Genomic DNA, 19564 nt, shown 5'->3' with positions numbered 1-19564 from the left:
GGGACCGGCGTGTGTGTCGGTCCCGAGGGATGTTGTTCAGCCCGCGTCGATTTCGCTGCGGTCACCGCTCCACAGGGTGTGGAATTTGCCTTCGGTGTCGATGCGTTCGTAGGTGTGGGCGCCGAAGAAGTCGCGCTGACCCTGGGTCAGTGCGGCCGGGAGACGTTCGGCGCGCAGCGCGTCGTAGTACGACAGCGAGGAGGCGAACGCCGGGACCGGGATGCCGAGCAGGGTGGCGGTGGAGACCACGCGCCGCCAGCTGTCGATGGCGGTTTCGATGGCTTCGCGGAAGTAGGGCGCCAGGATCAGGCTCGGCAGGGCCGGGTTCTGCTCGTAGGCGTCCTTGATCCGGTTGAGGAATCGGGCCCGGATGATGCAGCCGCCGCGCCAGATGGTGGCCAGATCGCCGGGGTGCAGATTCCAGTCGTATTCGGCGCTGCCCGCGGCGATCTGGTCGAATCCCTGCGCGTAGGCGACGACCTTGGACGCGTAGAGGGCCTGGCGGATGTCTTCGGTGAATTGCGCGACGTCGGTCGGCTTGTCGGCGAGGGTTCCTGAGGCCAGGCCGACCGCGGCTTTGCGTTGGGAGCGCGAGCCCGACAGGGCGCGGGCGAAGACGGCTTCGGCGATTCCGGTGACGGGTACGCCGAGGTCGAGGGCGGATTTGACCGTCCAGCGGCCGGTGCCCTTCTGTTCGGCGGCGTCGACGATGACATCGACCAGTGGCTTGCCGGTTTTCGCGTCGACCTGGTTGAGGACTTCGGCGGTGATCTCGACGAGGTAGCTCTCGAGGTCGCCCGCGTTCCATTGGGTGAACACGTCGGCGATCTGCTTGGCGTCGAAGCCGAGCGCGTCGCGGAACAGGTGGTATGCCTCGCCGATGAGCTGCATGTCGGCGTATTCGATGCCGTTGTGCACCATCTTGACGAAATGTCCCGACCCGTCGGGGCCGATGTGGGTGCAGCAGGGAGTGCCGTCGACCTGGGCCGCGATGGATTCGAGCAGCGGACCGAGTGATTCGTAGGATTCGACGGGCCCGCCCGGCATGATCGACGGTCCGTTGAGCGCGCCTTCCTCGCCGCCGGAGATCCCGGCGCCGACGAAGTTGAGGCCGCGCGCTTTCATGGCGGCTTCGCGTCGGATGGTGTCGGTGTAGAGCGCGTTGCCGCCATCGATGATGATGTCGCCGGGTTCCATGACGGCGGCGAGTTCGGCGATGACGGCGTCGGTGGGATCGCCTGCCTTGACCATGATGAGCACGCGGCGCGGCTTTTCGAGCGCGGCGACGAATTCCTCGATCGTCTCGGTGCGCACGAAATCGCCGTCGCCGCTGTGTTCGGCCAGCAGTGCGTCGGTTTTGGCAATGCTGCGGTTGTGCAGGGCGACGGTGTACCCGTGCTTGGCGAAGTTTCGGGCGATATTGCTACCCATGACCGCGAGGCCGGTGACCCCGATCTGTGCGCGCGCTGCAGAATTCGCCATCAATCAGCTTTCCTTCGTCGACGGGTGGTGTGGCATGCCCGCGCGAGGTGCTGGGCGCGGAACTGTCCGGGCGACCCCCGCTGGGCTGCCTGAACCTTATCTTTCTACTCCCTCTGCCTTCGGGCCCCGCCACCGCGCCGCCACTGGTATATCAACGGGCCCGGTGGCGGTCGGTGGATCTCCGCGGAGTGTGCATCGTTTGTGCATCGTCATGGGGGGTACTTCGCGGCTGTCACACGAAATAAATTCGGCACGATCCCCGGGAGGTCGATTCGGATGACCACGCAAGTACCGACGCGGACGAGTACGTTTCTCGGCGGGTCACCGTATTCGCCCGCGCGCCAGGCGGGCGGATTGATCGTGTCACTGCTGTTGGTGATCGTCGTGGCCGCTGTCGGGAATCTCGCCGCGGTGTCCTCGGCCGATCAGTATCGGCGGTTGAACCAGCCCGGGTGGGCGCCGCCGAGTTGGCTTTTCGGGCCGGTGTGGACGGTGTTGTATGTGCTGATCGCGGTGGCGGCGTGGTTGGTGTGGCGGGGTGAGCCGTGGCGGGCGGTGCGGGTGCCGCTGGCCGCTCATGTCGTCCAGTTGATCCTGAACGCGGCGTGGACGCCGTTGTTTTTCGGCGCGGAACTGCGCGGGCTCGCGTTCGCGGAGATTCTGGTGCTCGTGGTGGCGATCGCGGTGACGTTCGTGCTGTTCCTGCGTCACAGTCGAGCGGGGGCGGCGTTGTTGCTTCCGTACCTGGCGTGGACGGTTTTCGCCGCGGTGTTGACGTTCAGCGTGTGGACGATGAATTCCTGATCGCCTTCGCCGGTGCGCGCCGAGCGCACCGGCGAATTCGCTCACTGCCCGCGGCGCAGGTTCTTGTCGATGCCCTCGGTTCGCGCACGTGCGGCGCGAGGGATCGGATCGCCTGCGGTGTTGCCGTAGGTCATCGGCGCTTCGTCGCCGGGGCGGATGTGCTGGGGGCGCTGGTTGGTCAGTCCGGTGTAGCGGGGGTCGATGCCGTAGTGCGCGAACAGTTCCCGTTCGGTTTCGGGGCTGATGGCGCGGTCGTCGTCGTGGTGCGGCGCGGACTTCACCTGCTCCTTGTCGACTTTGACCTGCAACATCTGGGCGTCGGCGTGGTACTCCGCGCCCGCGAGCGGGACCAGCGAGTCGCTGCTGAACAGGCCGGTCGACACCGCGGCCCAGGTGGGGGTGCCCGAGGCGTTGTCGAGGTAGATCTGCTTGATCTTGCCGATCTTGTCGTTTCGTACGTCGTACGCGGTGGCGCCGATCAGTGAATCCGACGTTGCCTTGGTCATGATCCCTCCTACCTGGTCGGGGTGCCGGCACCGGCCCGCTGTGCCGGACCGGTGGCAGCTCCCTCGGGTCGCGGTGGTGGCTACCGCTGGTCACCTTATCCATTTCAGCAATATATCGGCAACTATCATTTGTGTCTCGAAACCGAAGGCATACCAAGGAATTACCAGGAGACATTCGTGATGAAATAGTGATGTTCCATCATTCAGCTATCGCTGGTGTGACGGGAGGTGAACACCGCCGCGCGCGAGCGTGTGCCGGGTCTGCGAGGATTCGACGGTGGTGTCCAATCCTCTGGCCGGCCTGGGTCGATGGCTCGGCACGCAGCCGTGGGTGATGCGGACGGCGCGTTTCGTGCTGCCCGCCGAACGGCTGATCCGCGCGCTGAGCCGCGACCGGTTGGGTGTACTCGACCTCGCCGGACTGCCGTCGCTGCGGATCACGGTCAGGGGTCGCAAAACCGGGCAGCCGCGCCGGACCTCGCTGCTCTACGTACCGCGCGGCGAGGATTTCCTGGTCATCGGCTCCAACTGGGGCAGTCCGCGCCATCCCGTCTGGTCGGCGAATCTGCGCGCGGTCGAGACGGCGCTGGTCGGGTTACACGGCGAGACGTTCCCGGTGCGGGTCACCGAATTGACAGGCGTCGACCGTGAGCGGGCGTGGCAGCGCGCGGTCGAGTTCTGGCCGGGTTACCGCGTCGAGGAACGGCTCGCGGGTGGGCGCGAGTTCAGGATGTTCGAACTGCGCCGCCTCTGAGGCCGTCGCCTTACCGTGCGGTGTTGCCGTAGCAGAACGCGGCCGCCGCCAGGTACTGACGGCATTGCGGTCCGTGGCCCGCGTGGGTGCTGCACAGAAAGCGCGCCAGATCGAGATCGAGATTGAGATCGGTGGGGTCGGCGCCGCAATCACGGTGTCTGGCGCTCCACAGATCCCTGGTGTCCCGTGATGTCTGCATGATCCATCTCCAACCCGCATGTCGGTGGAGCGTGATGGTGTCCTGTGTCGTGCGGCGTGACCGGTGCGAACGCGGCGCGGGTCATTGCGTCACGAATCGCCATTCGTCGGGCACGCGTGCCGTGGTGACCTGGTCGCCTTCGGCTTCCAGGTCCACGGTCACCGACCCCAGTCGCAGATCGCTGAGTTTGATGCGTCCCCATCCCCGCGGTACCCGGGGGCGGACGGTGAGGGTGCGTCCGGGGACATCGGGGTCGAGCCCGAGGAACGAACGGACCAGAAGCAGCGGTGCCGCGCTCGCCCAGGCCTGGGGCGAACACGATGTCGGATACGGCACCGGGACCGGGAACTGTTCGCGGGAGAAACCGCAGAAGAGCTCCGGCAGTCGGCCGCCGAAGGACGCTGCCGCGTCGAGTAGTCCGCCCGCGAGTGCGGTCGCGAGGTCCACCGCGCCCGGTAGGTGGCGGTAGCGCAGCAGTCCGGCGACCGCGATCGCGGTGTCGTGCGGCCAGATCGAACCGCAGTGATAGCTCATCGGGTTGTACGCGCCCATCGACGAGGAGAGGGTGCGCATTCCGAATCCGGTGTTCATCTGTTCGCCCGACAGCCGCTCGATCAGTTCCTCGGCGTGCTCGTCGGTGACGATGCCGGTCCACAGACATTGCGCCGCGTTGCTGGTCAGGGCGTCGACGGGGCGTTTGGTCCCGTCGAGGGCCACGGCGAACCAGCCGCGTTCGGGCAACCAGAACTGCTCGGCGAATTTGACCCGCAATTCGGCGGCGCGTTCGCGCATCAGTCCCGCGGTGCGTGTGTCATCGAACGCCTCGGCCAGTTGCGCGCGCGCCAGGTAGGCCGCGTACACGTAGCCCTGGACCTCGCACAGCGCGATCGGCGCTTCGGCGAGATGTCCTGCCGCGTCGTTGATTCCGTCGAAACTGTCCTTCCAGCCCTGGTTGATCAGGCCGCGGTCGGTGGCGCGTTTGTACTCGACGAATCCGTCACCGTCGCGGTCACCGTGTTCGGTGATCCAGTAGATGGCGGCGTCGGCGGCGGGAAGCAGATCCCGGATCGCCTCCGGATCGGCGCCCCACCGGTGCGATTCGGCCAGGAGCATGACGAAAAGCGGTGTGGCGTCGACGGTTCCGTAATAGGTGTCGCCGCCGAGGACCTGACCGCTCGCGGGCCCGCGGCGCATCTCGTGCATGATGCGGCCCGGTTCTTCTTCGGTGAGCGGGTTGAGGTCCTGGCCCTGGAGTTCGGCGAGTTGCTGCAAGGTGCCCACTGCGAGGTCGACCTCCAACGGCAGGGTCATCCACGCGGTCAGCAGGCTGTCGCGGCCGAAGAGGGTCATGAACCAGGGGGCGCCGGCGGCGACGAACGGGCGGCCGTCGCCGGTCTCGTCATGGATCTGGAGCGCGCCGAGATCGCTCTCGGACCGGCGCAGTACCTGGGTCAGCGTCGGATCGGTGGCGATGATCTTGGTCGCCGTGTCGCGCCATGCCGCGATCTTGCGACACGGCGCGCTGCGCCCGTTGTGTTCCCCGGACCCCGACGGGCTCAGGGTGTGCTGATTGCCGACCGTCGGCTGGGCGATGATCTCGGTATGCCAGCGGCCACCGGGTGGCACGACCACCCGCCAGTGCAGGGTGCCGGGCAGCACGGTGGGTTCGACGGTCGAGGAGATCGAGATGCCGCGCATCCGATCCACCCGGTCGTGCAGCAGCAGTTCACCTTCGGCGACGGTGATATCGGAGCGGGCGTGCCCGGCACGCCCCTCCTTGACCGCGAAGAGATCGACGAAATCGGCGTCGACGTGGAGTTCGAGCGCGACCGCCGTCGGCTCGCGGCCCATGTTCTCGAGCGTGAGCCGTTCGTGCATGCCGTCGGCGATCAGGCGTTCCCGCACGACCAGCAGGGTGCTGTCGGCATACCCCGTCTGCGGTGGCCTGCGCAGCACGAAGCGCGCGGTGAACGCCTCAGGACTCAGAACCGAAAGCGATTCCGCGGGTTTACCGTCCACCAGCAGTTCCCACCGGGACAGCACTCGGGCGTCCCGGAAGAACAGCCCGTGCGGGCGTCCCGGCTCGACGTCGCCGAGCCGGTTCGACAGGCAGAAGGTGCCGCCTTCGACCAAGGTCACCGAACCACCGCAACCGCCGAGTCCGGTCGGCTCGCCCGCGTTCATGGGGGCGGGCGCCTGATTCGGCGTCGCGGGGTCCGGTGCCGTCCCGGGATCAGGGCTCATACGCGTTCGCTCGCCACCGTACGGATGGGCACCGTCCTGTCCAGGCGTGCCATGCGAGTCCTGTTGCGGCCGCGCAGGAGCTGGGAGTAGACCCGCTCGTAGCCGCGGCCCAGTGTGCCCGAACCGAAGTTGGCCTCGACGTGGGCGCGGCACGCCGCGGGATCCATGCCGCGTACCTCTTCGATGGCGGCGGGCAATTCGGACGGGTCATCGCAGATGCGGCCGGTCACGCCGTCGACGATCACCTCGGAGACCGCGCCGCCGCGCAGGGCGACGACCGGCGTTCCGCAGACCATGGATTCGATCATCACCATGCCGAACGGCTCCTCCCACCGAATCGGGAACATCAAGCACCGTGCGTTGGCAAGCAGTTTGCGCTTGGCCGTCGCGTCGGCGAGCCCGAAGACGTAGTCGTTCGAGGTGAGCAGCGGACGGACTTCACGTTCGAAGTACGCCTTCTCGATGGCTTCGCTGCACTTACCCGCCAGCACCAGAGGAATATTAGCCTCGTGCGCGGCCTGCAGGGCCAGATGTGGCGCTTTGTCCTCGGTGAATCGCCCGAGGAACAGTGCGTAGTCACCTTTTTCGGCCTGGAACGGCCACTGGTCGGCGTGCAGCGCGTTGTGCACGCGGCCGACCCAGTTCAGGTCGGGTGCCAGTTCCTGCTGCCGGTCGCTGATGGCGACCAGCGACACCTCGGCGCCCAATTCGCGGTAGTAGGTGTAGCAGTCGCCCTGCACCGGACCGTGCACGGTGAGCACGGTCGGCAGTCCGAGCCCGAAATAGGCCGGGGCGTTGAGGGGTCCGGCGAAGGTGTGATCGTGGACCAGGTCGATGCCGTCGGTGGTGGCGAGCTTCTCGATGGCTCGGCGCACCTTCAGCGCGTGGACGACTTCGGGGAACGGCTCGCCGAGACGTTCGGGTAGCGCGCGATCCCACACGGGAACGAATTTCGCTTTGGTGCCCGGTTCGCCCGCTCCGATGAGGGTGACATCGTGGCCCCGGGCGACCAGGGAATCGACCAGATCCGCGACGACGGCCTCGACCCCGCCGTATGCCTTGGGCGGTACGTCGAAATACGGCGGAACGACCATCGCGATGCGGAACCGTTCGCCTACGTGATCGGTAGAAAGCAAGTCGGACGAGGTGATATGGGTCGTCACCGACTCGGATAAACCAGCGCTCATGACCATCCTTCCAACCGTTTGCACATCCACCCAGCACTCGGTGCGCTGGGCGCCGAACGTGGTGGCCGCCGCGGCGGAGGTGAAGACTAGAGCCTGCACCGCCGTCCATAGGGCTTGGTTGGCCTGGTCACGCTGTCGGCGCGGCCAGGGGGGCCGAGAGAAACGTACCTCGAAACGAAGTCTCGAAACCAGCCGAATGGTCTCAGAATTTCTCTACTGGCAAACCTCGGGCGCGTTAGAGCAGCTCCAGGTCACGCGGTTATCCAAATGTAATTCGAGGATAGGGTGTCGACACAGCGAATTTCAGGCAACGGGGTGACCATCACGTGTCGCGCGAGGGTCGGCGAGGCTGTTCGGCACGCGATCGGTTCGCCCGCGACGACTCCGCGCGCAACGATTCGATCCGGGTGCGCAGATGGTCGAGCAACTTCTCGACCGACTCGAAATCGCCGGGATCGATGGGTTCGCCGAATCGGATGGTGACCGGATGCCTGCGGTCGACCCGCGGCCCCGATCCGGAGCGCCCACGCAGCGGGAGAAGTCCGTCGGTGCCGGTGGTGGCGACCGGAACGATCGCGACGCCGGTCGCCATGGCCAGCCTGGCGACACCGGGTTTGTAGGGTTCGGTCTCGCCGGGCGGCACGCAGCGGCCCTCCGGATAGATCAGCAGCACACCACCGTGACGCAGAACCCATTCGCCCGCGTCGAGCGCCTTGCGGCCCGATTCGGCGTCGCGGCGCACCACGGGAATGTGGCCGAGTCGGCGCACCAACAGCCCGACGACCGGCCAGGTCCACAGCTCCGCCATCGCGACCGCCATGGCCCGACGGCGCAGCGCACCCCACAGGAAGACGGCGTCGACCATCGAGATGTGATTGCTCGCGACCAGCACCGCACCCTTCGCCGGAACGATCTCGCGATCGATCACGGTGACCCGCACGAACCGCGACCACGCGAGAAACCGCAGCAGCCTGCGCACGAGATGGGTGGTGACCCACGCCCGTTTGCCCAATCCGATCGGGCGCCGGCGAGAGCCCGAAGCTCCGGAATCATCGTGGCGCGTCATCGAATTCCTCCTCCGGCCCGGCCGACACCGGTCTCCGGGTCCAGCCTATGGCAGTCGCGTTCGGCGACGACCTCGCGCGGTATTACACTGCGCCGCATGAGTGCCGGATTGGTCGTCGCGATGGTGATCGGCATCGTGGTCGTCGTGCTCGCGGTGGTCGTGTTCGTCGCCCGATTCGCGCTGGCCGGGATGCGCCGCGCGGCCGAAGCGACTCTCGCGAAGACCTTCGCGCCGGGTGAGGCCGTGCGCAGCGACCCCGTCGCCAATTTCTTCGGGCTCGCGTCCAAGGGCGGGGCGCAGGTGCGCGGAAACGGCGCGCTGGTGCTGACCGATACCCAGCTGTGGTTCCAGCGCGCGGGATCGCATGCGCCGCTGGAGATTCCGCTCGCGTCGGTCACCTCGGTCGATATCGTGCGCTCGCACGCGGGCAAATCGGTCGGCCGCGACCTGCTGCGCGTGAGTTTGGACGCCGACAGCGCCGCCTGGTACGTGCGAGATCCGGCGGGATGGCGCGAGGAAATCCAGCGCCGCTGCGCCGGCGCGTCCTGACGGCTTCCGGCGAGTCGGTGTCGGGAGTAAACTGCGAGGTTGCGCGTGGTTTCGATGCGGGGGGGCGGCACTATCACGGGACTGAGTCATGCAAACCCACACCGATGAGATCGCAGACGGTATCTATCGCATCTCCACCTGCGTTCCCGACATCGGACCGACCGGATTCACCTTCAACCAGTTCCTCGTCGACGCCGAGGAACCACTGCTGTTCCACACCGGCATGCGGGCAATGTTCCCGCTGGTGTGCGCGGCGATCGAACGAATACGGCCCGTCGAGCAGTTGCGCTGGATCACCTTCGGCCACGTGGAAGCCGACGAATGCGGCGCGATGAATTCCTTCCTCGCCGTCGCGCCACGAGCGCAGGTGGCACACGGAGAACTCGGGTGCATGGTCTCCATCGACGACATGGCCGACCGGCCGCCGCGACGGCTCGCCGACGGTGAGGTGATCGACCTGGGCGATCGTCGGGTGCAGCATTTCGACACACCGCACGCGCCGCACAACTGGGAGGCACGGGTGCTCTACGAGCAGGCCACCGGCGTGCTGTTCTGCGGTGACCTGATGACGCAACTGGGCGACGGACCCGCACTGACCGACGACGACCTGGTGGAACCGGCCACCGTCGCCGAGGACCTCTTCCACGCCACGTCACTCGGCCCCGCCGTGCCCGCCACCCTGTATCGGCTGGCGCTGCTGCGCCCGACCACGCTGGCGATCATGCACGGATCGAGCTACAGCGGCGACTGCGCGACGGCATTGCGCGACCTCGCCTCGGTCTACGACGACCGGATGAAGGTCTGAGCGCGCGTATTCCGCTTGTCACAGGCCGAGTTTGGTGACGGCGTTGTCCTCGAGCGGGTTGGCGGTGCGAATGTAGCCGTGCACGGTGCGCGGATTGGACCAGCGGCCCTGGCGCATGATCTCGCGGTCGCTCGCCCCGCCGAGCGCGGCCTGGGTGGCGAAACCGGCGCGCAGTGAATGTCCCGAGAACAGAGCGGGATCCAGTCCGGCGCGCGCGGCGTATCGTTTGACCAGTTCGGCGACCGCGCGCCCCGACATCGCCTCGGTCCCGATCGTGCCGTGGCGGGTGATGGTGGGGAACAGGGGCAGTTCGGTGACGTCCGCGAGTGTGGTGCCGGTGAATCCGTGGCATCGGTGGATGGCCGCGTCCGGACCCGGTGTCGTCGTGAGCCAGCAGCGCAGTCCCGAGATCCCTTGTGCCGCGTGAATTTCGAGCAATCGGATCCAGTCGGCGAACGCGCAGACCGGGCAGGTGCGCGGACGGGTACCGCGCGGCAGCGCGACCCGCTGTTCGGCGGCGCCGGTCGGATCGGTCTTGGTGCTCGGCAGGGCCACGATCAGCACCGGTTCGCCGGTGGCGTGATCGAGATTCACCCGCACGTCGGCGATACGCAGCGCGGCGAGTTCGCTGCGGCGCAACGCGCCCGCGAAGCCGATGAGCAACGCGAGTCCGTCACGGCGGCGGGCGGGTTCGGTGGGCCATCCCGATTCGGGCAGTCCCGCGAGCAACTGGTCGAGGGTGTGCAGCAGCACGGGACGTTTACGCGTCGGCGGTGTGCGACGGGTGCGCCGCATACCGCGCAGGGTCAACCGGACCACGTCGCTTCGGGTCGGTGAGGCCAGACCGTTGGCCGCGTGCACCGCGGCGATCGCGGCCGATTTGCGCTCGAGTGTGGCCGGACTGAACGCCCATCGGCCGTCCTCGCGGCGCGCGTCCGCCGCGGCGGCCAGATACACCGCGACATCGAGGGCGTCGGCCGGTAACGCCCGGCGACCTTCGGCCGCGCACCAGCCCGCCCACGCGATCCAATCGGTTCGATAGGCGCGCAACGTATTCGCCGACTGCGAGGCCTCCAGATACCGTCGCAGCGACGCCGCCTGGACATCGTCGAATCGTTCCCGCACCAGACGTAACGCGGCGGCGTCGACCAGCACGCTACGCACCCCGCGCCGCAGTTCGGTGCGTACCGATTCCGGCACCGCGACCACCGCGTCCCGCTCACCCACGCGATCCACCTACCACCCGATCCGACCTTCTTGTCAGCAACACTATGCCGTGGATTCGCCGTCGCGCGGTGTCAACGCCGCGGTCGTGTCAGCGGTTTGGCGTCGTAGGTTCGACGCGCGCGCTCGACCTCGTCCAGATTGCGCGACCAGTCGGCCAGTGCGGCGAACAGCGGCGACAGGCTGCGTCCCAGATCGCTGATCTCGTAGACGACCCGAGGTGGCACTTCGGCGTAGTAGGTGCGCACGACCAGTCCGTCACGTTCGAGTTGCCGCAGCCGCTGGGTCAGCACCTTCGGGGTGATCGAGGCGATGAGTCGCTGCAATTCGACGAATCGTTGCGGCCCGTAGGTGTGCAGCGCCCACAGGATCGGGGTGGTCCAGCGACTGAAGACCACATCGACCACCGGGGCGATCGGACACGCGTTCTCCGGCGTGACCCCCGTCGCCATCGGCCACGCCACCCGCCTGTTCGCCACGGAATCACTCATCGCCCGTTACTTTCCTCTAGGTACCTAGTACCCCCACGATAGTAACGTTCGCCTCGACCGAACAGGCGAAGAGAGGCGAGCGAAAATGATCGTGGTGACCGGAGCAACCGGCAATGTCGGACAGCCGCTGGTACGCGCGTTGGTGGACGCGGGAAAGCGGGTGGCGGCGATCTCGCGGTCGGTGACATCCACGGATGTCCCGGACGGTGTCGCCATCCGTCGGGTCGACCTGGCTCGGCGCGAGGACCTGGGCTCGGCCTTCGACGGCGCCGAGGCGCTGTTCCTGCTGACGTCGGGCGATTTCGTCTCCGACGGAGGCGATATCGAGGCGGTCGTGAAAGCCGCGCGCGGCGCGGGTGTCGACCGGGTCGTCCTGCTGTCCTCACTCGGGGTGGGCACGGGAACGCACGGCACGGACATGGAGGACGCCGTCGAGCGGGCCGGGGTGGAATGGACGATGCTGCGACCGGGCGGCTTCGCGTCCAATGCGCGGCAATGGGCCGGGACCGTTCGCGCGGAACGAATGATCGCCGCGCCGTTCGGCTCGGTCGGGTTGCCGGTCATCGACCCGGCCGATATCGCCGCGGTGGCCGCGGTGACCTTGCTCGAGGACGGTCACGGCGGCAGGGCCTACGATCTGACCGGGCCCGAGCTGATCTCGCCGCGACAACAGGCCGCCGATATCGGTGCGGCGCTCGGAGAGCCGGTGCGGTTCGTGGAACTGTCGCGCGCGCAGGCGAAAGCGCGGATGGTCGAGTTCATGCCCGAGCCGATCGTCGAGAACACCCTCGACATCCTTGGCTCGCCCAAACCCGGTGAACAGCGCGTCTCTCCCGATGTCGAACGACTGCTGGGCCGGGCACCGGGAACCTTCGCCGAATGGGCGGCGCGCAACGTCGCCGTCTTCCGCTAGGGGATTCAGCGCAGCGTGAGCGAGGTCTCCGATCGGATGCGGGTCAGTTTCTCCGGGTTGCGGACGTAGTAGAGGCCGGTGATGCCGCCGTCGTCGACGCGGATGGCCATCACACCGTCGATCTCGCCGTCCAGGCGGATGAGCAGGGCGGGGTTGCCGTTGACCACGGTCGGGGCGGCGGTGAGCTCACCCGGGTTCTTGCCGAGGCCGCCGATGATGAGGCGGGCGACCTTGTCGGCGCCGAGGATCGGGCGCAGCACGGCCTGTTTGATACCGCCGCCGTCACCGACGAGCACCACTTCGGGTGCGAGTACGTCGAGCAACCCTTGGATATCCCTGGACTCGACCGCGCGCTGGAACGAGGCGAGGGCGGCGCGAATCACGCCGGGGGAGACGACTTCTCGGGGACGGCGGGCATCGACGTGCTTGCGGGCGCGCGAGGCGATCTGGCGGACCGCCGCCGGGGTCTTGTCGAGGGCGGCCGCGATCTCGTCGTAGCCGAAGTCGAAGGTCTCGCGCAGGACGAAGACCGCGCGCTCGGTCGGGGAGAGCGTCTCGAGCACCAGCATCAGCGCCATCGACACGCTTTCGGCGAGTTCGACGTTCTCGGCCACGTCGGGTGTGGTGAGCAACGGTTCGGGCAGCCAGGACCCGACATAGGATTCCTTGCGGCGTGCCATGGTGCGCAGGCGGTTCAAGGCCTGGCGGGTCGTGATCCGCACCAGGTAGGCGCGCCGGTCCGACACCCGGTCCAGGTCGACCTTCACCCACCGCAGCCAGCTCTCCTGCAACACGTCCTCGGCGTCGGCCGCCGATCCGAGCATCTCGTAGGCGACGGTGAACAGCAGGTTGCGGTGCGCGAGGAAGATCTCGGTGGACGGGTCGGTGGTGTGGTCGTTCACTGCGCGGCCCCTTCACTCGGCGGTTCGTGTCGGCGATCGACGGCCTGCTGGCATTGCATCATGCGGGGTTCTCCCGGAGTCGATCCGTCTCGCGATCGGAGTGGCGGGGCCGGTGGTGTCGGTCCGGTTCGGACCTTCGGCGGGATGCGTGAGACGTTGTCGGACAACGGGTCTCACGCATCCCGGGGGCGAGAGGCGCCGGTGCGGCGCTGTCGTTCAGTGAGTGGCCTTCGCCCTGGCCGCTCGGGCTGTCGCGTCGGCGAGCAGCCGCTGTCGCTTGCGGTCCTCGAACGCCCAGGTGAACGAGCCTGGGTCGCGTGCCTCGTCGGCCAGTTCCTCGACGACCTTCACGCAGGCGCGCTCCTTGATACGCGCGGCCAGGCGACCGCCGAGGGAGAACCGGTTGGCGATGTCGTCCCTGGAGGCCAGCTGCACCCTCGCCGCGTGACGGCCCAGGCCGATGCACTGACCGAACGAACCCACCTCGATGACGGCGGGGCGCGTGCCCGCGATCCGTGCCAGCACCGTGTCCGCGGCGTGCGCGCCCAGCGGACGCGCGGTCTGGCAGCTCATCCGCAACGGCATATCCGACGGTGCCGCCGAATCCCCGGCCGCGACGACGCGCGGATCGTCCACGCTGGTCAACGTCTCGTCGGTGCGCAGCCGTCCGATGGCGTCGGTGCTCAACCCGCTGCGCGCGGCCAGGTCGGGCACACCGAAACCCGCCGTCCAGATCGTCACCGCGCTCGACAGCGAGTGCCCGCCACTGAGCCGCACCGACTCCGAAGTCACCGCCGTGACCTGCGCGTCGGGACCTTCGAGTATCACCACACCGAGGGCGCTCAGCCGTTCGGCCACCGAGCGTCGCACCCGTGGATGCAGATAGGGGCCGAGGACCCTGCCGCACACCAGGTTCACCCGGCGGCCCTGCTCGGCCAGTTCCGCGGCGACTTCGATGCCGGTGGCGCCCGCGCCGACGACCGTCACCGCCGCCGTCGGTGACGCCGACTCGATGACCGGACGCAACCGGCGCGCGTCCTCCCACGTCGCCATCGGGTACGCGAACTCCGCCGCTCCGGGCACGTCCGGGTCCGCGCTGCGGCTGCCCACCGCGTAGACCAGGTAGTCGTAGCCGATGCGGCCGGAGTCTGTCGTGGTCACCGTGCGCTCGGCCACGTCGATACGGGTGGCGGTGTCCACGACCAACCGCACCCGATCGGACAGGATCTCCGCGAGGTCGACGACCGCCTCGTGTGATCGGGCGACCAGTTGGTGCAGCCGGACCCGGTTGACGAAGATCGGGCGCGGATTGATCAGGGTCACGGTGACGTCGTCACGTCGGGTCAGGCGATTGGCCGCCAGCACGCCCGCGTATCCGGCGCCGACGACGACCACATCGGTGTTCTCGGTCATTGGTGTCTCCTTCGTGTCCGAGGGGTTCGGGCACAAGACACCGCGTGAACGGAAGTTGTGACAGGCAGTGCGAAGAATCGTCGTCGGCCGTGATGATCTCTCCGGTGACGGTCTCCGGTTGATCAACAGCGTTCGCGAATGCGGAGAAGGAGGAAAAACACTCTCTTCCACTTTCAATATATAGCGGACCCGGGGCCTTGCGGCAAGACCCCGGTGGTGATGCACAATCTCCAGCCGAAGCCGGTACCTGCCGAAATACGGTTCGCGAACCTCCGATCGCGGGGCGCGCTCACGCCGTCGACCGGGACCGGCGCATACGACACACCTAGCCGAATGGGGACTTCATGGTCGACGTGATCATCGCCGGTAGCGGGCCGACGGGGTTGATGCTCGCCGCCGAGTTGCGGTTGCACGGCGTGCGGACGCTGATCCTCGAGAAGGACGCCGAACCGACGAAGATCGTGCGCGCGCTCGGCCTGCACGCGCGCAGTATCGAGGTGATGGCCCAGCGCGGACTGCTGGAACGATTCCTGGCACTGGGCACGCGATACCCGCTCGGCGGTTTCTTCGCGGGTATCCGCAAACCGCAGCCCGAACGGCTCGATACCGCGCACGGATACGTACTCGGCATCCAGCAGACCGTCAGCGATCGACTGCTGGCCGAACACGCCGTCGAAGTCGGCGTCGAGATCCGGCGCGGCTGCGAACTGGTCGGCCTGGACCAGGACGACGCCGGGGTGACCGTCGAACTCGCCGACGGCACGCGACTGCGCGGGCGGTATCTGGTCGGCTGCGACGGCGGTCGCAGCACGGTGCGCACACTGCTCGGCATCGATTTCCCGGGCGAGCCGAGCAGGGTCGAGACGCTGCTGGCCGAGGTCGCCCTGACCGAAGAGCTCGACACGATCAACGCGGTGATGACCGAAGTTCGCAAGACCCAGTTGCGTTTCGGCGTGATGCCGCTCGAGGACGGGATGTACCGGGTGGGCGTGCCCGCGGCGGGGGTCGCCGAGGACCGCACCGTCGCTCCGACCCTCGACGAACTCAAACAGCAGTTGCTCGAGGTCGCGGGCACCGACTTCGGCGCGCATTCACCGCGCTGGCTGTCCCGATTCGGTGACGCGACCAGGCTCGCCGAGCGATACCGCGGCGGGCGGGTGCTGCTGGCAGGCGACGCGGCCCACATCCATCCGCCGACCGGCGGCCAAGGCCTCAACCTCGGCATCCAGGACGCGTTCAATCTCGGCTGGAAACTCGCCGCCGTCATCGACGGCTGGGCGCCGCGGGGACTGCTCGACAGTTACGAGTCCGAACGGCGTCCGGTGGCCGCGGCCGTGCTGGAGAACACCCGCGCGCAGATGCAGTTGATGTCGCTGGACCCGGGTGCCCAGGCGGTACGCAGACTGGTGGCCGAGCTGATGGACTTCGAGGACGTCAACCGGTTCCTCACCGAGAAGATCACCGCCACCGCGATCCGCTACGACTTCGGCGAAGGTCACGAGCTGCTCGGTAAACGGTTGCGCGACATCGGGTTGAAACGCGGACGGCTCTACGACCTGACCCACCGCGGGCGCGGGCTCCTGCTCGACCAGACCGGACAGCTCTCGGTCACCGGATGGGCCGACCGCGTCGATCACGTGGTCGACGTCAGCGAGGAACTGGACGCGCCCGCCGTGCTGTTACGCCCCGACGGCCACATCGCCTGGGTCGGCGACGACCAGCGGGATCTGCTCGAACACCTCCCGACGTGGTTCGGTGCCGCCGTCGCCTGACGGGTCCGCCCCTGGAATCACCTGCCGCCCGCCGTTGTCGAGTGATCACAGCGGCGGGCGTTCGGGGACCCGAACCGCTTCGCTCGTCGTCGGCGCATTCGATACCTTCGCGGGAATCGTCGCATCGGCCCGGCGCGCGATGTGGGTGACCGCGAAGACGACGGCGCGATAGGTGAGAACAGCGGGCACGACGACCAACAACACGATACGCAGCACCATCAGTGCGGCAGCGACAGCCAGGTAGACCGGACCGAGGCCGTCGGGTGAACCGAACCCGTGCCGATCCGACAACGCCGCCATCACCCCACGCAGGATCACGTAGGCGACGAGGAGGATCGCCGGTATGCGAACCTTGCGCAGGACCGCGCGAAACCGTTCGGTGGCAAGAGGTTTCATCGCGCCAGCTCCGGTCCGGATGTGAGGAATGCCAGCAGCAGGGCATTGCCGATCACGCCTCCGGTCGCGAAACGCACGCGGTCCCCGGCCCGTAGTGGCAGACCGGCCAGATCCGTTGTGCGATACACGCGGGTGAACACCTCGCGCTGTCCCAGCGAACGGGCGGGAGCCAGCGCGAAACCGGTGGCCGAGATCGATATCCCCAACACCAGGGGACCGCTGTCCATATCGCCGACGCCGTCATAGCCGTCGCCGTACTCGTGGAACGCGCCGAAGCCGAGAAAACTGCGTTCCTGACGAAACAACCCGGCCGCCAACTCCTCGAGCAACCCGCGATCGGCGAAACCCGCGAAATAGGCCGCCAATCCGGTACCGGAGGTGCGTGGAGCGTCGTGCGCGCGCCCGTCGGCACCCATGCGCTGCACGACGAGTCCGGTGTCGCGATCGATCTGTACCGCGCGTACCTGCCGCGCCCAGTGAGCCAGGACCACCGTGTGGTCGACTCCGGTCACACGGGTGTGTACCGCGATCGCCGCGGCGACGGCCGCTACGTCGGTGGGGTAGGCCTCACCGGGAAAGGTGTCGAGCAGCGCGGTCGGCGAGGCGAGCAACCGCCGTTCGTAGGAGCCGATCAGCGCGTCGTGCCATGACGCGAGGTCGGTCGGAAACCCGGGATCGACCAGCCGCGCCATCCCGAGCGCCAGCGCGGGATAGGAAAGATATGCGTGGCCGTTCGGACTGTCGAGATGGACCGATCCGTCCTCGCCGTGCCAGGCATCGGTGAACGCGACACGCATCTCGGGCAACAGGCTCTTGACGGCAGCGCGGGTCACCACAGGTGCGTAGCGCTCGCGCCATTCGGGGTGATCCAGGCATACCTGCGCCAAACCCAGCGCCGTCATCTGGTGGGCGAGCAGACCCCACATACCGTCGATCACCCCACCCGAGTCGGTGGCTCGGCGTCGGTCGTCGTCGTCTTCGAAAGCCGCCAATTCCTCGGCGAGCCCGCGCACCCGCGTCGGATCCCCTCGGAACCACTCGTCGGCGTCACGACCACACCACCACCCCGGTAGCACCGCCGCCACCAACAATGCCGCCACGATCCCTGCGACGATCGCGAGCGGACGCCGAAACCGGGTGATCGACGCCTGGGACCGGTCGGATTCCCCTATGCCCGAACGTGTTTCCATATCTCACCGTACCTGGCAGGCGGATCTCACCCGACCTCGTCGAACCTTGGTTCAGGCCTGGGAAGATGCCGACAGTCGGCCGTCGGAAAGCCGGGCGTCGCCGCACTGGATGGCGGCCGAACTGCTCGAAGGCTGAGCAATGTCACTCGTCCATGGGAAGTCGTGGTTTCGCGTCGGGTGACAGACGTTCGTCCGTTGAAAGATCCTCAGGCTCCGGGGGATTGATAACCAAATTCCGCATCGCCCGCCGGACCGCCTCTTCGGGGGAAAGCGGTTCGCTTCCGGGAGGATAGATCGGCTCCGGGCGATCGCCGGACACGTAATCGCGGAAGGCTCGCAGGTACTCCTCCAAATCACGCTGGTCGGCGAACCTGATACCGGTCGGATCGAACCACTCGTCCGGTGTCGGCTGCCACGCGATCATGAAATCGAGGGCTTCACGCAGCATGTACCCGTAGGTCGGATCCGCAACGCAGTGGGTGCGCACATGCGGGGCGTCGTACCGCATTCGACGGGCGTTTTCGGCGTTGTGCATCTGTACCAGCGGCCACAGCAGGTTGCCGATGTGTGGGATCTCGTCCCACCACGTGTTCTTCGTGCGCAGAGTCTCGCTGGCCCGCACGCGGCGTTGCGTGACCGGCGTCGGGTAGTCGACGGGCGCGCCACGGCGGTCGATATCGCGGTTCGGCCCGGTCTCGAGGTTCTGGGGTGGATACCACACGCCGCGCCACACCGAGACGCCGAGATAGCGACGACTCACCGAGGGCGGTTCGGCCAATGAGATGTCAACGGTAATTCGGCGCACGGGTGGCATCGGTTCGTCGCCGAACAGTTCGGCCACCATCGACAAGCAATCCCGCACATCGAATGCGGTCACGCCGATGCCTTGGCCCAACCACGACAATGCCGGTAGGTCGAGTTCGATCCAGAACCGCCGCAGAGTAGCCATCCGCGACTCCTCCCCTTGCCGTCGATCTCGAACGCCGACTCGATGATCCCAGAGTTGAGCAGTGCCCACCAAAGTCGTTATTTCGGACCGCGGGTGAAGTGCCGCGCGGCGACGGTGGCGGATCCGAGAGCTCCTCGACCGTGCTCGGCGGCAGATGGTCGCCCGGTTCCTCGAGCAGGGTGGAGTTGCCTGCGCCGTTCTGGCCGGTGATCAGCAGGCAGTCGCTCGCGGCGAGCGCCAGCTGGTCGGCTCGAGTCTGCCCGCGACGGCGGTGTCGGTGGCCTGGGGAGAGAGGAACGTCCAATAGGCGTGGATAGTACGGGCGTACCACCGGTCCCAGTTTTCAGTGTGATTCGTGGCGGTTACGTTGCGTCGCAAAAACGAAACGTAACGAAATAGAACCGGCCACCGATCGGGGAGAGCTCGACGTCTGACCGCCGATAATGTTCACTTATCGGCGGTCAGAAACGCGACCAGCGGTTTCGAGAGTTCCCGCGACAGCGCATATTTCGTTGCGCGTCGATACGTTGTATATAACGAAACAAACGCTACGATTCTCCGGTGTCCAGCGTATGTAACTACCCCGGCTGTGTTCGCCCGATCACGAGAGGCGGTGGACCCGGACGCCCCTCGGAATACTGTGATCACCCCGACCACACCCGATGGCGCGCGTGGCGGGAACGTCAACGGCAACAGCAGGAGTCGGAGACAGGCGACG

At 67.3% G+C, this 19564-nt stretch carries 19 protein-coding genes; 6 read left to right on the top strand and 13 right to left on the bottom strand.

Going from position 1 to position 19564, the window contains the following annotated elements:
- Window positions 1–36 precede the first annotated feature (36 nt).
- Window positions 37–1482: an NADP-dependent phosphogluconate dehydrogenase gene (gene gndA, locus DAT37_RS40395; RefSeq protein WP_109530224.1), complete on the bottom strand. Its 1446-nt coding sequence runs from the start codon at window positions 1480–1482 to the stop codon at window positions 37–39.
- A gap of 276 nt (window positions 1483–1758) precedes the next feature.
- Here gndA and DAT37_RS40390 point away from each other — a divergent pair, with 276 nt between their 5' ends.
- Window positions 1759–2286, top strand: a complete 528-nt coding sequence (locus DAT37_RS40390) for a TspO/MBR family protein (RefSeq protein ID WP_109530223.1) — start codon at window positions 1759–1761, stop codon at window positions 2284–2286.
- Window positions 2287–2327: 41 nt separating this feature from the next.
- Here DAT37_RS40390 and DAT37_RS40385 read toward each other — a convergent pair whose 3' ends face one another.
- Complete coding sequence (locus tag DAT37_RS40385; protein WP_109530222.1) at window positions 2328–2792, bottom strand: PRC-barrel domain-containing protein; 465 nt, start codon at window positions 2790–2792, stop codon at window positions 2328–2330.
- Window positions 2793–3069: 277 nt separating this feature from the next.
- On the opposite strand from DAT37_RS40385, the gene DAT37_RS40380 reads away from it, so the two are divergent.
- The gene (locus tag DAT37_RS40380) at window positions 3070–3546 is read left to right on the top strand and encodes a nitroreductase family deazaflavin-dependent oxidoreductase (protein WP_232840294.1); all 477 of its coding nucleotides are present in this window, start codon (window positions 3070–3072) and stop codon (window positions 3544–3546) included.
- Window positions 3547–3556: 10 nt separating this feature from the next.
- Here DAT37_RS40380 and DAT37_RS40375 read toward each other — a convergent pair whose 3' ends face one another.
- The 4 genes from DAT37_RS40375 to DAT37_RS40360 form a co-directional block, all read right to left on the bottom strand.
- Window positions 3557–3745 (bottom strand): hypothetical protein, encoded by a 189-nt coding sequence (locus DAT37_RS40375; protein ID WP_109530221.1) that lies wholly within the window; start codon window positions 3743–3745, stop codon window positions 3557–3559.
- Window positions 3746–3826: 81 nt separating this feature from the next.
- The gene (locus DAT37_RS40370) at window positions 3827–5929 is read right to left on the bottom strand and encodes an amylo-alpha-1,6-glucosidase (protein ID WP_109530220.1); all 2103 of its coding nucleotides are present in this window, start codon (window positions 5927–5929) and stop codon (window positions 3827–3829) included.
- Window positions 5930–5985: 56 nt separating this feature from the next.
- Window positions 5986–7176, bottom strand: coding sequence for a glycosyltransferase family 4 protein (locus DAT37_RS40365; protein ID WP_408637491.1), 1191 nt, complete (start codon window positions 7174–7176; stop codon window positions 5986–5988).
- Between the two features lie 322 nt (window positions 7177–7498).
- On the bottom strand, window positions 7499–8242 hold the full coding sequence (locus DAT37_RS40360) for a lysophospholipid acyltransferase family protein (RefSeq protein WP_109530219.1): 744 nt from the start codon (window positions 8240–8242) through the stop codon (window positions 7499–7501).
- A gap of 96 nt (window positions 8243–8338) precedes the next feature.
- Here DAT37_RS40360 and DAT37_RS40355 point away from each other — a divergent pair, with 96 nt between their 5' ends.
- Both DAT37_RS40355 and DAT37_RS40350 read left to right on the top strand, forming a co-directional pair.
- The gene (locus tag DAT37_RS40355) at window positions 8339–8791 is read left to right on the top strand and encodes a hypothetical protein (protein WP_109530218.1); all 453 of its coding nucleotides are present in this window, start codon (window positions 8339–8341) and stop codon (window positions 8789–8791) included.
- A gap of 88 nt (window positions 8792–8879) precedes the next feature.
- Window positions 8880–9596, top strand: coding sequence for an oxygen-binding di-iron domain-containing protein (locus DAT37_RS40350; RefSeq protein WP_109530217.1), 717 nt, complete (start codon window positions 8880–8882; stop codon window positions 9594–9596).
- Window positions 9597–9614: 18 nt separating this feature from the next.
- On the opposite strand, the gene DAT37_RS40345 is transcribed toward DAT37_RS40350, so the two are convergent.
- Window positions 9615–10823 (bottom strand): site-specific integrase, encoded by a 1209-nt coding sequence (locus DAT37_RS40345; protein WP_109530368.1) that lies wholly within the window; start codon window positions 10821–10823, stop codon window positions 9615–9617.
- Between the two features lie 71 nt (window positions 10824–10894).
- Window positions 10895–11311 carry a winged helix-turn-helix transcriptional regulator gene (locus DAT37_RS40340; protein WP_232840293.1) on the bottom strand — a complete coding sequence of 139 codons (417 nt, stop codon included), beginning with the start codon at window positions 11309–11311 and terminating at the stop codon, window positions 10895–10897.
- Between the two features lie 85 nt (window positions 11312–11396).
- On the opposite strand from DAT37_RS40340, the gene DAT37_RS40335 reads away from it, so the two are divergent.
- On the top strand, window positions 11397–12224 hold the full coding sequence (locus DAT37_RS40335) for an NAD(P)H-binding protein (RefSeq protein WP_109530216.1): 828 nt from the start codon (window positions 11397–11399) through the stop codon (window positions 12222–12224).
- Between the two features lie 5 nt (window positions 12225–12229).
- Here DAT37_RS40335 and DAT37_RS40330 read toward each other — a convergent pair whose 3' ends face one another.
- Window positions 12230–13126: an RNA polymerase sigma-70 factor gene (locus DAT37_RS40330; RefSeq protein WP_109530215.1), complete on the bottom strand. Its 897-nt coding sequence runs from the start codon at window positions 13124–13126 to the stop codon at window positions 12230–12232.
- A gap of 216 nt (window positions 13127–13342) precedes the next feature.
- The gene (locus DAT37_RS40325; protein ID WP_109530214.1) at window positions 13343–14539 is read right to left on the bottom strand and encodes an NAD(P)/FAD-dependent oxidoreductase; all 1197 of its coding nucleotides are present in this window, start codon (window positions 14537–14539) and stop codon (window positions 13343–13345) included.
- Window positions 14540–14883: 344 nt separating this feature from the next.
- Here DAT37_RS40325 and rox point away from each other — a divergent pair, with 344 nt between their 5' ends.
- Window positions 14884–16311 (top strand): rifampin monooxygenase, encoded by a 1428-nt coding sequence (gene rox / locus DAT37_RS40320; RefSeq protein ID WP_109530213.1) that lies wholly within the window; start codon window positions 14884–14886, stop codon window positions 16309–16311.
- A gap of 45 nt (window positions 16312–16356) precedes the next feature.
- Here rox and DAT37_RS40315 read toward each other — a convergent pair whose 3' ends face one another.
- The 3 genes from DAT37_RS40315 to DAT37_RS40305 all read right to left on the bottom strand — a co-directional run bounded on the left by DAT37_RS40315 (window position 16357) and on the right by DAT37_RS40305 (window position 18846).
- Entirely contained in the window at window positions 16357–16707 is a 351-nt protein-coding gene (locus DAT37_RS40315) for a hypothetical protein (RefSeq protein WP_109530212.1), read from the bottom strand.
- Window positions 16704–17897, bottom strand: coding sequence for a hypothetical protein (locus DAT37_RS40310; protein ID WP_109530211.1), 1194 nt, complete (start codon window positions 17895–17897; stop codon window positions 16704–16706). The genes DAT37_RS40315 and DAT37_RS40310 overlap by 4 nt, the downstream gene beginning before the upstream one ends.
- Before the next feature lie 142 nt (window positions 17898–18039).
- A complete protein-coding gene (locus tag DAT37_RS40305; RefSeq protein WP_109530210.1) occupies window positions 18040–18846 on the bottom strand; it encodes a hypothetical protein in 807 nt (268 codons plus the stop codon).
- Window positions 18847–19564: the final 718 nt, after the last annotated feature.

Origin of the sequence: Nocardia aurea, assembly GCF_003123685.1 — a bacterium.
Classification (GTDB): domain Bacteria; phylum Actinomycetota; class Actinomycetes; order Mycobacteriales; family Mycobacteriaceae; genus Nocardia; species Nocardia aurea.
The sequence above is the reverse complement of the archived record's forward strand: the minus strand, read 5'-3'. Positions and strand labels throughout refer to the sequence as shown.

Excerpts from the sequence above, each read along its gene's own strand:
- DAT37_RS40375 (WP_109530221.1), bottom strand. The coding sequence starts at position 3,745 with ATGCAGACATCACGGGACACCAGGGATCTGTGGAGCGCCAGACACCGT.
- DAT37_RS40365 (WP_408637491.1), bottom strand. The coding sequence starts at position 7,176 with ATGAGCGCTGGTTTATCCGAGTCGGTGACGACCCATATCACCTCGTCC.
- DAT37_RS40340 (WP_232840293.1), bottom strand. The coding sequence starts at position 11,311 with ATGAGTGATTCCGTGGCGAACAGGCGGGTGGCGTGGCCGATGGCGACG.
- DAT37_RS40390 (WP_109530223.1), top strand. The coding sequence starts at position 1,759 with ATGACCACGCAAGTACCGACGCGGACGAGTACGTTTCTCGGCGGGTCA.
- DAT37_RS40355 (WP_109530218.1), top strand. The coding sequence starts at position 8,339 with ATGAGTGCCGGATTGGTCGTCGCGATGGTGATCGGCATCGTGGTCGTC.
- DAT37_RS40310 (WP_109530211.1), bottom strand. The coding sequence starts at position 17,897 with ATGGAAACACGTTCGGGCATAGGGGAATCCGACCGGTCCCAGGCGTCG.
- DAT37_RS40325 (WP_109530214.1), bottom strand. The coding sequence starts at position 14,539 with ATGACCGAGAACACCGATGTGGTCGTCGTCGGCGCCGGATACGCGGGC.
- DAT37_RS40385 (WP_109530222.1), bottom strand. The coding sequence starts at position 2,792 with ATGACCAAGGCAACGTCGGATTCACTGATCGGCGCCACCGCGTACGAC.
- DAT37_RS40350 (WP_109530217.1), top strand. The coding sequence starts at position 8,880 with ATGCAAACCCACACCGATGAGATCGCAGACGGTATCTATCGCATCTCC.
- DAT37_RS40370 (WP_109530220.1), bottom strand. The coding sequence starts at position 5,929 with ATGAACGCGGGCGAGCCGACCGGACTCGGCGGTTGCGGTGGTTCGGTG.
- DAT37_RS40335 (WP_109530216.1), top strand. The coding sequence starts at position 11,397 with ATGATCGTGGTGACCGGAGCAACCGGCAATGTCGGACAGCCGCTGGTA.
- rox (WP_109530213.1), top strand. The coding sequence starts at position 14,884 with ATGGTCGACGTGATCATCGCCGGTAGCGGGCCGACGGGGTTGATGCTC.
- gndA (WP_109530224.1), bottom strand. The coding sequence starts at position 1,482 with ATGGCGAATTCTGCAGCGCGCGCACAGATCGGGGTCACCGGCCTCGCG.
- DAT37_RS40360 (WP_109530219.1), bottom strand. The coding sequence starts at position 8,242 with ATGACGCGCCACGATGATTCCGGAGCTTCGGGCTCTCGCCGGCGCCCG.
- DAT37_RS40315 (WP_109530212.1), bottom strand. The coding sequence starts at position 16,707 with ATGAAACCTCTTGCCACCGAACGGTTTCGCGCGGTCCTGCGCAAGGTT.
- DAT37_RS40305 (WP_109530210.1), bottom strand. The coding sequence starts at position 18,846 with ATGGCTACTCTGCGGCGGTTCTGGATCGAACTCGACCTACCGGCATTG.